This is a genomic window from Algoriphagus sanaruensis, assembly GCF_001593605.1.
Classification (GTDB): domain Bacteria; phylum Bacteroidota; class Bacteroidia; order Cytophagales; family Cyclobacteriaceae; genus Algoriphagus; species Algoriphagus sanaruensis.
In genome coordinates this window covers 3,715,358-3,729,292 of record NZ_CP012836.1, presented here as the reverse complement: position 1 = coordinate 3,729,292, position 13,935 = coordinate 3,715,358, and the positions used below count along the sequence as shown (strand labels likewise).

At 42.4% G+C, this 13,935-nt stretch carries 15 protein-coding genes; 12 read left to right on the top strand and 3 right to left on the bottom strand.

What is annotated here, in order from left to right:
• The first annotated feature begins 1 nt into the window (after position 1).
• From AO498_RS16220 to AO498_RS16175, 10 genes are all read left to right on the top strand, one after another.
• The gene (locus tag AO498_RS16220; protein WP_067549923.1) at positions 2-553 is read left to right on the top strand and encodes an NUDIX domain-containing protein; all 552 of its coding nucleotides are present in this window, start codon (positions 2-4) and stop codon (positions 551-553) included.
• Entirely contained in the window at positions 554-991 is a 438-nt protein-coding gene (locus tag AO498_RS16215; RefSeq protein ID WP_067549921.1) for an acyl-CoA thioesterase, read from the top strand.
• A gap of 33 nt (positions 992-1,024) precedes the next feature.
• Positions 1,025-1,738: a tetratricopeptide repeat protein gene (locus AO498_RS16210; RefSeq protein WP_236778614.1), complete on the top strand. Its 714-nt coding sequence runs from the start codon at positions 1,025-1,027 to the stop codon at positions 1,736-1,738.
• Positions 1,739-1,741: 3 nt separating this feature from the next.
• A complete protein-coding gene (locus AO498_RS16205) occupies positions 1,742-2,704 on the top strand; it encodes an L-threonylcarbamoyladenylate synthase (protein ID WP_067549919.1) in 963 nt (320 codons plus the stop codon).
• A 218-nt stretch (positions 2,705-2,922) separates the two neighbouring features.
• Positions 2,923-4,122, top strand: coding sequence for a phosphoglycerate kinase (locus AO498_RS16200; protein ID WP_067549917.1), 1,200 nt, complete (start codon positions 2,923-2,925; stop codon positions 4,120-4,122).
• 96 nt (positions 4,123-4,218) lie between these two features.
• Positions 4,219-4,572, top strand: coding sequence for a hypothetical protein (locus AO498_RS16195; RefSeq protein ID WP_067549915.1), 354 nt, complete (start codon positions 4,219-4,221; stop codon positions 4,570-4,572).
• A 44-nt stretch (positions 4,573-4,616) separates the two neighbouring features.
• Positions 4,617-5,438 (top strand): hypothetical protein, encoded by an 822-nt coding sequence (locus AO498_RS16190; protein ID WP_067549913.1) that lies wholly within the window; start codon positions 4,617-4,619, stop codon positions 5,436-5,438.
• Positions 5,435-6,109 (top strand): response regulator transcription factor, encoded by a 675-nt coding sequence (locus AO498_RS16185; protein WP_067549911.1) that lies wholly within the window; start codon positions 5,435-5,437, stop codon positions 6,107-6,109. Before AO498_RS16190 ends, AO498_RS16185 begins: the two co-directional genes overlap by 4 nt.
• Positions 6,109-7,434, top strand: coding sequence for a sensor histidine kinase (locus AO498_RS16180; RefSeq protein ID WP_067549909.1), 1,326 nt, complete (start codon positions 6,109-6,111; stop codon positions 7,432-7,434). The genes AO498_RS16185 and AO498_RS16180 overlap by 1 nt, the downstream gene beginning before the upstream one ends.
• A gap of 74 nt (positions 7,435-7,508) precedes the next feature.
• Entirely contained in the window at positions 7,509-8,648 is a 1,140-nt protein-coding gene (locus AO498_RS16175) for a hypothetical protein (protein WP_067549907.1), read from the top strand.
• Positions 8,649-8,730: 82 nt separating this feature from the next.
• Here the strand turns inward: AO498_RS16175 and AO498_RS16170 are convergent, their stop codons facing one another.
• Positions 8,731-9,531 (bottom strand): endonuclease/exonuclease/phosphatase family protein, encoded by an 801-nt coding sequence (locus AO498_RS16170; protein WP_236778613.1) that lies wholly within the window; start codon positions 9,529-9,531, stop codon positions 8,731-8,733.
• 111 nt (positions 9,532-9,642) lie between these two features.
• On the opposite strand from AO498_RS16170, the gene AO498_RS16165 reads away from it, so the two are divergent.
• Complete coding sequence (locus tag AO498_RS16165) at positions 9,643-10,539, top strand: flavin reductase family protein (protein ID WP_067549903.1); 897 nt, start codon at positions 9,643-9,645, stop codon at positions 10,537-10,539.
• Between the two features lie 55 nt (positions 10,540-10,594).
• Here AO498_RS16165 and sppA read toward each other — a convergent pair whose 3' ends face one another.
• Complete coding sequence (gene sppA, locus AO498_RS16160) at positions 10,595-12,361, bottom strand: signal peptide peptidase SppA (RefSeq protein ID WP_067549901.1); 1,767 nt, start codon at positions 12,359-12,361, stop codon at positions 10,595-10,597.
• Positions 12,362-12,516: 155 nt separating this feature from the next.
• Here sppA and folK point away from each other — a divergent pair, with 155 nt between their 5' ends.
• Positions 12,517-12,999 carry a 2-amino-4-hydroxy-6-hydroxymethyldihydropteridine diphosphokinase gene (folK, locus tag AO498_RS16155; protein ID WP_067549899.1) on the top strand — a complete coding sequence of 161 codons (483 nt, stop codon included), beginning with the start codon at positions 12,517-12,519 and terminating at the stop codon, positions 12,997-12,999.
• 37 nt (positions 13,000-13,036) lie between these two features.
• Here folK and fabD read toward each other — a convergent pair whose 3' ends face one another.
• Positions 13,037-13,912: an ACP S-malonyltransferase gene (fabD, locus tag AO498_RS16150; RefSeq protein WP_067549897.1), complete on the bottom strand. Its 876-nt coding sequence runs from the start codon at positions 13,910-13,912 to the stop codon at positions 13,037-13,039.
• Positions 13,913-13,935 lie beyond the last annotated feature (23 nt).

Below are 13,935 nucleotides of genomic sequence, written 5' to 3'. Positions count from 1 at the left end.
CATGGATAGAATACATCTAAAAAACCAACTAGAACTGTATCGAACACCTTACGAGGAAGAGGCTGAGTTTATTGTCGATTTCATTGAGTTGACGCAAGATCCGCTAGCTTTCAAAAGAGAACGATTGGAAGGGCATTTCACGGCATCTGCTTGGATAGTTAATAAAAAAAGAACTCATACTCTCTTGACTCTTCATCGAAAACTTGGCAGATGGCTTCAGCTAGGAGGGCATGCTGATGGGCATGAAAACCTCTTGGAAGTAGCCCTGAAAGAAGCCCAAGAAGAAAGTGGATTGACGAGTTTGAAATTGGTGGATGAAACAATTTTTGACTTGGATAAGCATATTATTCCAGATCGACCGCATGTGCCAGAGCATTTTCACTTCGATGTTCGCTATTTAATCGAAGCTGATATCAATGAGCCGCTCAAGGTCAGTGAAGAAAGTATTTCTTTGGCTTGGATTGCTTTCGATTCAGTCGTAGATATGATCGGGTACAATCCATCGATCCTTCGAATGCTTGATAAAACTAGTAAATCAGAAATTTTGCTGTAAATGGACATCCAAAACTTGGATCAACTTCGGGAAAGTTTCCCTTTTACCACGCCCATCCAAATCCGATTCTCAGACATTGACGGATACCTTCATGTGAATAATGGAGTGTATTTCAGCTATTTTGAGCATGCTCGTGCAGTTTTTTTATATGAATCATGTGGATGGAATGTCATGACTGTGGGGACAGTGGTGGGTAGGATTGAAATAGATTATGTGAAACCTATTCACCTTCAAGATGAGGTGGATGCATTGGTTCGCTGTTCAAGAGTTGGAAATTCCTCTTTTGATTTGGAACAGGTTCTAATTGGTAAAAATGGAAAAGGTGAAGAGATGATTTTTGCTAAATGCAAATGCATCATGGTAGCTGTGGATATGCAAACCATGAAGCCTGTTCCTGTCCCTGCCGAATACCGTGCAAAGCTTACCCCTGCTTTGTAGGCAAATCCCTATCTTTGCGCAAAAAAAAAGCGAGTGAAAAAATTAGCATTAGTAGGTCTGCTGGCTGTAATGAGTTTTTGGGCTTGTAGCCCTAGTGAGGAAGAATTGTTGCAAGCAGGTATTCAAAAAATGGATGCTCAGGCTTGGTCTGAAGCAGAATCGGTCTTTGATCAACTTCTGACACTGAATCCAACAAATGCCACGGCTCTCAATGCAAAAGGTGTAGCTCTTTTTCAACAAGGCAAAATCCAAGAGGCAATTCCAGTTTTCGATTTGGCGATTCAGTCCGATTCTACCAGTTACAAACCTTGGTTTAACCGAGGAAATGCCAAAATGGAGCAGGAAAAATACAAGGAAGCATTGGCAGATTTCAACATTGCCACTGCCTTGGATCCTTCCCAAACTGATATTTTATTTAACAGAGGCACCGCTCTTCTAAACATGGAGGAATATGAGGATGCACTCTTGGATTTTCAAGCGGTGATCCAGGTTGATCCCAACCAAGCTGAGGCATTTTTCAGAAAAGGCAAGGCAGAATTAGGGATGAGTGATCCGATTCACGGCATAGAATCCCTAACCCAGACTGTCAATTTGGACTCAAAAAATGCCGAAGCTTATTACTTGTTAGGAATCACCAAAATGAGTGCTTTGGGACAAAAAAGTGAAGGCTGTGCCGATTTGAAAATGGCGCTATCACTGGGGTACCAGGAGGCAGAAACTTGGATCAAGGATTTTTGCGAAAATTAATTCATGGCGCAGATCGGGATTGATATCGACCAAGCACAAGTCTTTTTGAAGTCAGGGCAGCTTGTGGGAATTCCCACGGAAACTGTCTATGGACTTGCTGGAAATGCACTCGACCCCGAAGCAGTTGCCTTGATTTTTGAAACCAAGAATCGACCTAGTTTTGATCCTTTGATTCTGCATACTTCTGCTCTGGAAAGAGTGGGGGATTTTGTTGAAAATTTTCCCGAACCCTTGAGAGAACTTGCTGAAAAATTCTGGCCAGGTCCTTTGACACTCTTATTGCCAAGGAAATCAATCGTTCCCGACTTAGTTACTTCAGGGCTAGATCGAGTAGCCGTCCGTGTTCCCAACCATCCACTTACTGCTCGATTATTGACCAGTCTGGATTTTCCCCTTGCAGCTCCTAGCGCAAATCCTTTCGGTTATATCAGTCCCACCCAAGCCCTGCACGTCGAAGCCCAACTCGGGGATAAGATTCCCTATATTCTGGACGGGGGAGCTTGTCAAGTTGGGTTGGAAAGTACCATTGTAGGGATGGAAGAAGGTCAAGTGGTGATTTACCGCCTGGGAGGATTGGACATCTCTGAGATTGAAAAAGTAGTGGGAAAAGTAAAAGTTAAGGATCATAGCAGTAGTAATCCGGCAGCCCCCGGGCAATTAGACAGTCACTATGCTCCTCGAAAGCCGTTTATTTTGGGGAATATCGAGACCTTGATCGCTCAGAAAAAAGCCGAAGGAGTGGATTTTGCAGTCTTGAGTTTTTCAGAATCCTTCGAAAGAATTCCTAGAGAAAGGCAAATTGTACTGAGTCAGTCTGAAGATCTTCATGAAGCGGCACAAAACCTTTTTGCGGCTATGCGCAAATTGGATGAAACCGACGTTGAGGTGATTTTGGCGGAATTAATGCCCGAAACAGGACTTGGAAGAGCCATAAATGATAGGCTTCGAAGGGCAGCAGCCAAATAATTTTTCCGCTTCTTGCAGGGAAGACTTTTTAATCACATCTACATTCAAAAATTAAATTGCCGATTCTCCCTTCTTAAAATTCAAATCAATCGATTTCGAAAATGGAATCTTGGGATTTCACAAAATGATCGGAAAGAAGGGTCGACTTTTGGATGAATTTGGCTTAAATTTCAGGCAGTTTTTACGAAAACCAATTCAACATCTATTAAACCAATACTATGAGTTTGAATGTAAAAAATGTGGATAGCCTCAATTTTGCAGGCAAAAAGGCCCTGGTTAGAGTCGATTTTAATGTGCCATTGGACGGAAGCTTCAATGTAACTGATGATACTCGAATTCAAGCGGCGGTTCCTACCATTAAGAAAATTTTGAAAGATGGCGGTTCAGCGATCTTGATGTCTCACCTCGGTCGTCCAAAAGGTGGTCCTGAGGATAAATATTCTTTGAAACATATCCTATCAGCCGTAGAAGCTGCATTGGGTCAACCCGTCAAATTTGCAACTGATTGCATCGGAGCTGATGCTACTGAACTAGCTGCAGGTCTTGGTGCTGGTGAAGTATTGCTTCTCGAAAACCTTAGATTCTACAAAGAAGAAGAAAAAGGAGATCAGGAGTTTGCTGCCAAACTCGCCAAATTGGGTGATGTCTATGTCAATGATGCATTTGGAACTGCACACCGAGCGCATGCTTCTACAGCCGTAATTGCAGAGAATTTTTCTGAGAAAGTTGCTGGATACTTGATGGAATCTGAATTGACTAATGCAGATAAAGTACTAGGAAATCCTGAGCGTCCGTACACGGCCATTATGGGCGGAGCCAAGATTGCTGATAAGATTTTAATCATTGAGCGTCTTCTTGAAAAGGTTGACAATCTGATCATTGGTGGTGGAATGTCTTACACCTTTGCCAAAGCAAAAGGTGGTGAGATTGGAACTTCCCTTTTGGAGGCGGATAAAATGGATTACGTGTTGGAGCTGATGGAAAAAGCGAAGGCAAAAGGCGTGAATTTGATTCTTCCAGTAGACACAGTGATTGCTGATGCTTTCTCTAATGAGGCGAATCAAGGCTTGGTAAATAGCGGAGAAATTCCGACGGATTGGATGGGATTAGACATCGGGCCAAAGACAAGAGAACTTTTTGGTAAGGTGATTTTGGAATCCAAAACTATCCTTTGGAATGGACCAATGGGTGTATTTGAAATGGAGTCTTTCAACAAAGGAACCATTGCAATTGCAGAATATGTGGCTCAAGCAACTCAAAATGGAGCTTTCTCATTGATTGGTGGAGGTGATTCTGCCGCTGCTGTCAATAAATTCGGATTCACAGAGCAGGTTTCTTACGTGTCCACAGGTGGTGGCGCGTTGTTGGAGCATATGGAAGGGAAAGTCCTTCCAGGAGTTGCTGCTTTGGCAGAATAAAAAAAGAGAAATTTAAAGGCCGACATCAAGTCGGCCTTTTTTCTTCATCTTTTCTTCATTTTTCCTACATTTATTTGTAGGCATCTAGTTGTAGTTATGATCCGAATACTCGTTTTTTTCTTGGTTATTGGGCTGAACTTCTCAGTTTTGGCTCAAACTGATCCGCCCAAAAAACCGGTGCCAAGTCAGACTGCGCCCGCTGGAGCCCAAAAAAAAGTAGGAATTTCTAGTGCTTCAAAGAAAGGAGCGCTACCTGTTCCGTCTGCTAAACCAACTGACCCTAAAGGTGCTGCTGCCAATCCTGCAGTGCCAGGCGGAAAAGGACCTCACCCACAAGGAGGAATGCCCGGAAGAGCAAACGTCCGTGTTCCTAAAGCCCGCCCTTCTGGTCCGATCAAACGACCTGAAGTTCGACCTCGAAATCCTCGGTTTAGACCTCCCGGAGGCTGATAATCTAATCAGCTCAAGGGTTCATTTGGCTCATCATATTTCACATGCGTATAGCATCCTGGTTGCTGGTTTTTATTTGTAGCTTCCCATTGGTAGCACTCGGTCAGGAACAAGATTCCACACAAGAGGAATCGGTAGATTCTACCAGTTTTCTTTGGATCAATACAGATTTTCAGCCTGTTTCTACTTTTCTGGCCAGAGACTTTGGACAATCCCTTCCTGCTTTTTCCTTTCAATCGATGTATTTAACTAAATCGGGGTTCTACGTCTCCGGTTCTTGGACTCGGTTTTTTGATCCGGATTTGACAGGTCTGGTTGGTGGAGGCTTAGGCTATTCTTCTTCAGTGAGTGAAAAACTGGATCTTGATCTTGGAGCTTGGTTATATTCTGGAGGAAGCTATTTGAATTCAGTGGGAGCAGACCGGATGGGAGTTCTTCAAGGAGTATTGGGATGGGATTGGAATGTGTTGTATAGTACTTTTCAGGTCCAGGCGATTCTCAATCAACCCAGTGATTTTGTAATAGCTTCTAATCACTCCCGATATTTTCAACTGAATCAATTACTTTGGGGAAAGGGACTATTTTCGTTTGAGCCAAAAGCCTCTTTTTACTTTGGGACTACCAATTTTTATACCCTTGGAAACTTTGTGCTTACCGAACAGGAGACCCTTCAAGCCAGCCGATTTACACTTCAAGCTTTCGAGTTTGTTCTTCCTTTTTCTCTGACCTTTCAGAATTTGGAGCTTAAGTTGGATTTAAATTTTCTTCAACCGCTTCAAGTTCCTGATTACGATTCGTCCTCCTCGCGCTTCTTTCTCAGTGGAGGGATTTCATATTTGATTCCATTTCAAAAGAAAACAAAATGAGAGTTCTGCTAGTGGAAGACGAAGCCGGCTTGGCCCAGGAAATCATCCGATTTGTTCAAGGTGAAAATCATTTGGTAGATCATGCCTTTTCAAAAAGGATGGCCTCAGAATGTTTAGCCGTTAATTCCTATGATTTTGTACTCCTCGACCTAGGATTACCGGATGGAGATGGATTGGATTTGATCCCGGAAGTAAATCAATACCAAGCGGATGCTTCCACGATTATCTTAACTGCGCGAGCTGAGGTAGGTGACCGGATCTTGGGATTGGAAAGCGGTGCTGACGATTATTTGGCAAAGCCATTTTCTCTACTCGAATTAAAAGCCCGGATGCAAGCGATCATTCGAAGGAAAAGCGGATGGAAAAAAGACGTGATCAATCTTGGAGGATTTGAGATTCATCTCAATCAGCCACTTATCGCTTTTAATGGGGAAGAAGTGAAATTGACCAAGAAAGAGTATATTCTTCTCCAGTTTATGGTGATCAATAAGAACAGGGTTTTAAATCGCTTTCAATTGGCCGAACACCTCTGGGGTGATCATCTGGAGGATGATTTTCAGTCAAATTATATTGATGTGCACGTTAAAAACATCCGGAAAAAACTCAGCCCCTTTGCAGAAGTAACTTGGTTGGAAACAATCCGGGGTTTGGGATATAAAGTGACAGGTTGATGCGACTTTTCAATAAGCTTCTTTTATTTAATTTATTGGGAAAAGGCATTCTCTTGCTGCTTTTTTTGATGTCTGGCCCACTCATTTTTAGGTATTTGATTCTTCGAAACACAGATGCTGAACTTCAGCAAAAAAAGGAGCAAGTCGAAGAAATAATCTTGGAGAATGGGATTCAGTCATTTATCTCGGATGATGAGCCGGATGCGGGATACGGGTCCTACAATATTTTAAAAGAGGAATACATCCTGCTTGAAAAAGTGGATATGGGCTTTGCATTAGTGACAGAATATGTAACCGAAAAGAGGATCATCGAGGAGGAGGAAATAAGCTATCGTGTTTTTGCTGAAGTGATTTCAGTTGAAGGGCAGGATTACTTACTTGAAATTGGAAAAAGCCTCAAAACCATAGAGGAAATTGAATACCTATTTTTTCAAATTTCGATCGCCATCCTGATTTTGTTTCTTGTGTTTTCGGCACTGTTAGATTCAGGGATTAGCAGGGTCATTATGAAACCCTTTGATCGAATAATTCGAACGAAAATTACCCAGATCAACGAACCGCAGCAGTTTCAGGATGAATCGATTCCGAGTACCACTCGAGAATTTGTGATTTTGGATCAGGCCATATCTGAAATGATGAAACGGATCCAAAAGTCCTTTAATCAAGAGCGGATTTTTATTTCTCATGCCTCGCATGAATTGAAAACACCGATTTCTGTTTTGCAATCCAAGTTGGAAATGCTCTTTGAGGAGGAAGAATTGACTGAAAAGCAGCAGGGGAAATTGATGGAAATGCAGCAGACCATTCAAAAAATGAAAAAATCGGTCAATGCCCTTCTGCTACTTTCCAAAGTAAATAATGCCCAGTTTTTAAAGAAGGAAAATGTGTCCATGGTCGAATTGATTGAGGAGCTGGTGGAAGATTGGGAAGGCATTGCCGCCAATCAAGGTCTACGCCTACGTTTGGATCGTTTGGATCAATTCAATTTTGAAAAAACAAATGCTTCTTTGCTGAGCATGATGATTCAAAATTCCATTTCAAATGCCATTCGCTACTCCTTCAGCGGATCGGAAATTGTGCTTTCTGGGGAGCTGATATCAGATGGATATCGGATTCGTGTTACTAATGAGGGCGATCCCATCGATCCGCAGGTCTTGGAACAAGTCAGGGAAGGTCAAGTCTTTTTAAAAGATGCTTCAAGAGAAAGCTCTGGATTTGGACTTCAGATTATGTTTAAGATTGCTTTGTTTTTGGGCGTCCAACTGGAACTAACCAGTATTGACCAACAAAATCAGGTTGAATTTATTTTTTTGAAAAAAAATTGAAGAAAGTTTAAATCTTCATGTTGTCTTCATATTGACATTCCACTTTTGGATCATTAACCAACTAATCTCAAAACATGAAAACTCTTAAAAACGCACTTTTGCTCGGCTATTTGTTGCTTTTGGCTACTGCATGTTCTCAAAACGATGATGTCACAGGGATTGATCAATTGACAGTGGAAGATGCTACTGCCGTTGATCTTGCACAAACTTCCGGTCAGCTTGTCAGTGGATCCAGCTTTACGATAAGTGGAAATTCCATTCAAGCAGGAACGGTTAATTCTCGGGTAGTAGCCACATCTGAAACGGCTCATGCGGGAAATGGAAAATCGAACGGGAAAGGCAAAGGAATTGGCAAAGGTTCAGGAAAGGGAGGACATAAAGGAGTAATTGACGGATTGAACCTCCTCGCACCAAATGATGAGATTCTTGCCATTATCGATGCTGAATCTTCGGGCGAAATCAGAGGCTTCCGTATTTCAAAATTTGGGGGTGCTACACTCACCCACTATGATGCAGACGGAGCTGTGGTACAGCTTCCTTTGCCAAGTAGTCAAGAAGGTCCGCATGAAGGGCCAAGTGGGAATCAGTTTCCGGAAATTGATTCTTTATTAGCCCTAATTGTCAAGACAGAAGTAGACTTCGGAACAGGAGTGACTATTACTAGAGGTGAGGAGGAAATCACTCGATCAGGAAAAATCATTATAGAGCGAAACAAAGTAGACAATACACTTACTGAAGTCATCACTTTTGAAGATTATGTGGTTAATGAAATTCAGATTTTTGGAGTAAAAACTACCGTCTCTACCTTCGATAAAACAACCGGAGTTGGTTCCTTAACATCCAGCGTTGCAGGAGGTAAATTCATCTTTGCAGATGGAACAGAAGCTATTTGGACATCTGAAAAATCACGAGATTCTGAAGTTGTTCCGAGTGAAGATCGTAGAAGACCAAAAGAAGGTACCATCATCCATCAGGCAAAAACTTCTTTAATTACTGCCTCAGGGGATGTGATTTATTCTCATGAAACCACCACTCCTGTTGTTATTGACCTTTCTTGCAATGGAAGAAGAAGAGGACCGATTGAAGGGGTCGTAGAAACGCTTTACCGAGAAAATGAAGTAATCGTGGACTATGGTGCAGGGACTTGTGATAACCAAACTATTACCATCACCATCAATGGTGAAACTACCACAAAGACTATCGGGGGTAATTAATTAATCCTCAAGTAGGGCTGTCTATTCCGGAAAAGAGATTCAAAAGTTGAGTCCCTACTTCCACGATAGACAGCCTTAATTTTTAAAATGAAACCTCTACAAGGACTGGAAAGTGATCAGAGGGGTATTTTTTTCCATAATTATCCGTCAATATTCCATGTCTAATGACCTTCACTTTTCCATTGACAAAAATGTGGTCAATGATTCCATCTGGCATTTTCTCCCAATCAAATCCGGTGAAGGTTCCTGCAGGGCCATAGGAAGGAATCTCTGAAATTAACCGAGCATCTTTCCAATCGGATTGATTCATGATGGTTTGATAGGCTGGATTCTCTGGTGTGACATTGAAATCCCCCATCCAAATGACAGGAAGTTTTTCTTGGTTGATTGCCGAAATTTGAGCAGCAACTAGTTTACTGCTTTCCTCTCGCGCCTCTTGCCCGATATGATCATAATGAATATTAAACACGTAGAATCGTTTGCCATCCGAGGATTTAAATCTTCCCCAGGTGCAAATTCGGTTAAGGGCAGCATCCCATCCTTTGCTTGGAACATTTGGAGTTGGAGATAGCCAAAAAGTCCCGGAATCTTCTAAGGTGTACAAAGAAGGGTCATAGTGGATAGGGGAGAATTCGCCTTTCTCTTTTCCATCATCTCTTCCGACCCCTATGGATAGGTAGCCTAATCCCTCGTTGATTTCCTTCAATTGTTGGACGAGGGTTTCTTGGGTTCCAAAAAGGCCGATTTTGTGAAATTGTATCAAATGAATAACATGAGGCGCGCGATCTTTCCAGAGATTTCCTTCGTCATTTGGATTTGCCCACCGGATATTAAAGGTGGCAAAGGTATGTGTCTGAGCTTGAGTCGGAACTAATGAGCTCATCCAAATCCAGGATAGGAAAAGGAGAGAAATGAGAAATTTGGGATTCATTGGGTTTGAACTAATTCGTGGAAAAATACTTATACAAATAAAATTGCGATCTATTTTGTGGAAATGAAAACCATTTATCCGAAAGACCTAAGTACTCAAGATTTACAGGCACTTTTACAGGGAGCCATAGCGCCCCGGCCTATCGCTTTTGCAAGCACCATCGATAAAAATGGGAATGTCAACCTAAGTCCATTCAGCTTTTTCAACATGTTTAGTGCGAATCCACCGATTTTGGTTTTTTCACCCTCTCGGAGAGTTCGTGATAATTCGACCAAGCATACGCTGGAAAATGTGCTGGAGGTCCCGGAAGTAGTCATTCATCTGATCGGATTTGACTTGGTCGAACAAATGTCTCTGGCCAGTACGGAGTATCCGAGAGGAGTTAATGAGTTTGAAAAGGCAGGCTTAACTTCCATTTCCTCAGAATTAGTCGCTCCTCCTCGGGTCAAAGAAGCGCCCGTTGCTTTTGAATGTAAGGTGAATGAGGTCAAGCCTCTGGGAGAAGAAGGAGGGGCTGGAAATCTCGTGATTTGTGAGGTGCTAAAAATCCATGTTTCCGAGCAAATTTTGGATGAAAAAGGTGCTATCGATCCGCTGAAGCTCGATCCTGTAGCTCGTCTTGGTGGAAATTGGTATTCCAAAATCTCTCTAGAAACCCTTTTTCAGATTCCTAAGCCATTGACCACCTTGGGAATTGGAGTGGATCAAATCCCGGAATCCATCAAAAACAGCCCTGTATTGACAGGAAATAATCTGGGCAGGTTAGGAAATGTAGAACATCTTCCTTCCCCTGAGGCGATCGCTGCATTTGGTCAGCAGGAGGAAGTTTTGGAAATGAAAATTCGATTTCAAAATGATCCTGATTCGCTAGTTGACCATCTTCATCGCTGGGCAAAAGAAGAATTGGAGGCTGGTAATGTGGAGCTAGCTTGGAAAATTTTGCTTTTAAGTATCCAGTAGGATTCTTTAAAAATTTAAAAAGCCCTCTAAAAATATCTTTTAGAGGGCTTTGATTTTATTTGATAACGATTTCCTGAGGCATTCGTACTTGTACTCCTTGGTATCGCTTGATTCGATCGATTTTTTGGTACATCGGGTAGTGTTCTCCCAGTTGGGCTTGAAGCACTTTGACTTTTACTTGGTCTGTCATGGAAGACATGAACTCCTCAAACCAAGGTTTTTGTTCTGGATAATAAACCACTCGATAATCGTCTCCGGCCTCAATCTTCGCCGCTGCGATTTCGATAGCAGTATCCAATCCACCTAAAACGTCTACTAGGCCTCTTTCTTTAGCCTGACTTCCTGTCCATACTCGACCAGAAGCGATTTTCTTTACAGAATCTGGATGCATCCCACGGCCTTCTGCCACACGAGTGATGAAGGTTTCGTATCCATCCTCTACGCCTGACTGAATGATGGTTCGCTCCACTTCTGTCAATGGACGTCCTGCATTCATGAAATCAGAAAGTTCCCCGGTAGAGACTACATCGGTGGTGATTCCCAGCTTATCATTTAATAATTCTTGCACATTAAACCACATTCCGAAAATGCCGATGGAACCCGTAATCGTGTTTGGCTGAGCGACAATGGTATCCGCAGGAGCTGAAATATAATAGCCTCCGGAAGCTGCTACTTCACCCATAGAAACAATGACCGGTTTTGCTTTTTTAGCTTCCACCATTTCTCTCCAGATCACCTCTGAGGCCAAAATAGATCCTCCAGGAGAATTCACCCGAAGTACGATCGCTTTAATGGCGTCGTCCTTTCTAGCCTTACGGATTTCCTTGGCAAACTTTTCAGAGCTGATTACGCCTTCTACATCCCCATCAACAATTTCACCTTCTGCCACAATCACTGCGATGCGATTTGAGGAAGTGATATTTTTTGATTTCGCCATGGAGCCTAAATCTGAAGCGTTGATGGTTGGAATGTCATCGTCTTCTCCAAGACCAAGCTTCTCCCGAAGTTTTGCATGGACTTGATCTTCATAAAGAAGTTCGGTGGCAAGCCCATAGGCTACCGCGTCTTTTGGCTTTCTTACAAGCATTTTGGAGTTGATTTTCATCAAACTGTCAAAGCTCATTCCTCGAGAATCAGCAATTTGCTTTACTGCAAGGGCGTTGATGTCATTTAGGAAAAATTCGGTTTGGAGTCGGTTTTCGGGACTCATTTTATCTAAAATGAAAGGCTCAACTGCACTTTTGAATTCTCCCACTCGGAAAATTTCAGGTTTGATTCCCACTTTTTCGAAAAAGCCTTTGAGGAAAATGGTCTCAGAAGAAAAACCATTGAAATCAATGCCTCCCAATGGGTTGAGGTAAATCTCATCAGCTACAGATGCCAAAAAATATCCTCCTTCTCCATAAGCCTCATCGTAGGCAAGGATAAATTTTCCAGATTCTTTAAAGTCAATCAGCGCTTCTCTCAATTCCAAAAGGTTGGCTTGTCCTGCCATGATCAAGCCTGTATTGAGATAGATTCCTTTGATGTTTTCATTGGTCTTGGCTTCTGCGATGGCCTTTTTCAAGTTGACCAAGCCAGCATTCAGTTGATTTCCAAAAGGATCTCCGAATGCTCCAAAATTAAAATCGTCATCACTGGTGCGCTCGACTAGCAATCTTCCATTTAGATTCAAATGAAGCAATGTGGGCTCATCCAGTTTCACATCTTTTTCAGAAGATGCCGCGATAATTCCGATGATACCAAATAGGATCATCAAACTCAATCCGGTGAAAACGATCAATCCGACAATGACAGCTAATACATTTCCTAGAAACTTCATTTTTTAAATATTGAGGTGAATAGTTCTTGGTTTTCGTTTTGTTGAGAGGTACATGGAATAATTGCTTTCACTAAAGGATCGCAAATTTTCCCATTATACTTTGTCCCGAAAATAATCCATTTTGCCTTAGGTTTACAAAAGCGAAGTGACAAGCGATGCAAACAGAGGTTGTATTATGTTTTGGAGGGAATAAGGGAAACAGGGAGGAATTAATTCAACAAGCCTTGGGTTCTATCAAGGATAAATTTCACCTGGTCCAGTGCTCCAAAGTTTATGAATCTGCTCCATGGGGTGGAGTTGCTGTGGGGAAATTTTTAAACCAAGTCGCAATCATTTCTACTTCGATGTCTGCCGAATCGGTCTTGGATATTCTGCAGCAAATCGAAATTCAGCTCGGAAGAACTCGTGTCGAAACTTGGGGGGATCGAACCATGGACATTGATATTATTTTTTTTGGGGATTCGATAATTCAGTCTGATCGTTTGATCATTCCCCACCCATTTCTAGGTGAGCGAAAGTTCGTATTAGTTCCATTGGTGGAGCTAATTCCAGATCGGAAGCATCCTGTTTCTGGGAAATCTATGCTTGAACTACTTCAAGAATGTGAGGATCAAAGTGAGGTAGTTCCGGCATTTTAAAAAAAAATCCCGCCTAATATTTGGCGGGATCTTGATCTTAAACTCCGGAAACTTCAGCTTCCGGATGGATTTTTTTCACTAATCCTTGGAGGACTTTGCCTGGTCCGCATTCTACAAAATGCGTGGCTCCATCTTTTACCATATTCTGGACAGATTGCGTCCATTTAACGGGTGCAGTCAATTGGGCAATCAAATTGCGCTTGATTTCTTCTACATCCGATACTGCTGTGGTACTCACATTTTGATATACGGGGCAGCTTGGGGTATGGAATTCCGTGGATTCGATGGCTTTCTGTAGTTTTTCCCTTGCAGGCTCCATCAAAGGAGAGTGGAATGCTCCACCGACAGGAAGAGGAAGGGCTCGTTTTGCTCCGGCAGCCTTCATTTTTTCACAGGCGATTTCGATGCCTTTATTTGAGCCTGAAATCACCAATTGACCTGGGCAGTTGTAGTTTGCTGCAACGACAATCTCATCGGAGATTTCTGAGCAGATTTCTTCGACCTTTTCGTCAGCTAAACCCAAGATTGCAGCCATGGTCGAAGGGTTAATTTCGCAGGCTTCTTGCATCGCCATAGCTCGCTGATAAACGAGCTTTAAACCATCTTCAAAAGCGAGTGTTCCATTCGCTACCAAAGCAGAAAATTCCCCCAAAGAATGACCTGCGACCATATCAGGAGCAAAATCAGGAGTGATTTTGGCAAGAACAACTGAATGAAGAAATATTGCAGGCTGAGTTACTTTAGTTTGCTTCAACTCTTCTTCCGTTCCATTAAACATGATGTCTGTGATTCGGAATCCGAGGATTTCATTCGCCCGTTCAAACAAGGCCTTTGCGGCTGCATTTTCTTCGTAAAGATTTTTGCCCATTCCTGGGAACTGGGCACCTTGGCCCGGGAAAACAAATGCTTTCATGAATTTTTCGTTTTAATCAAATC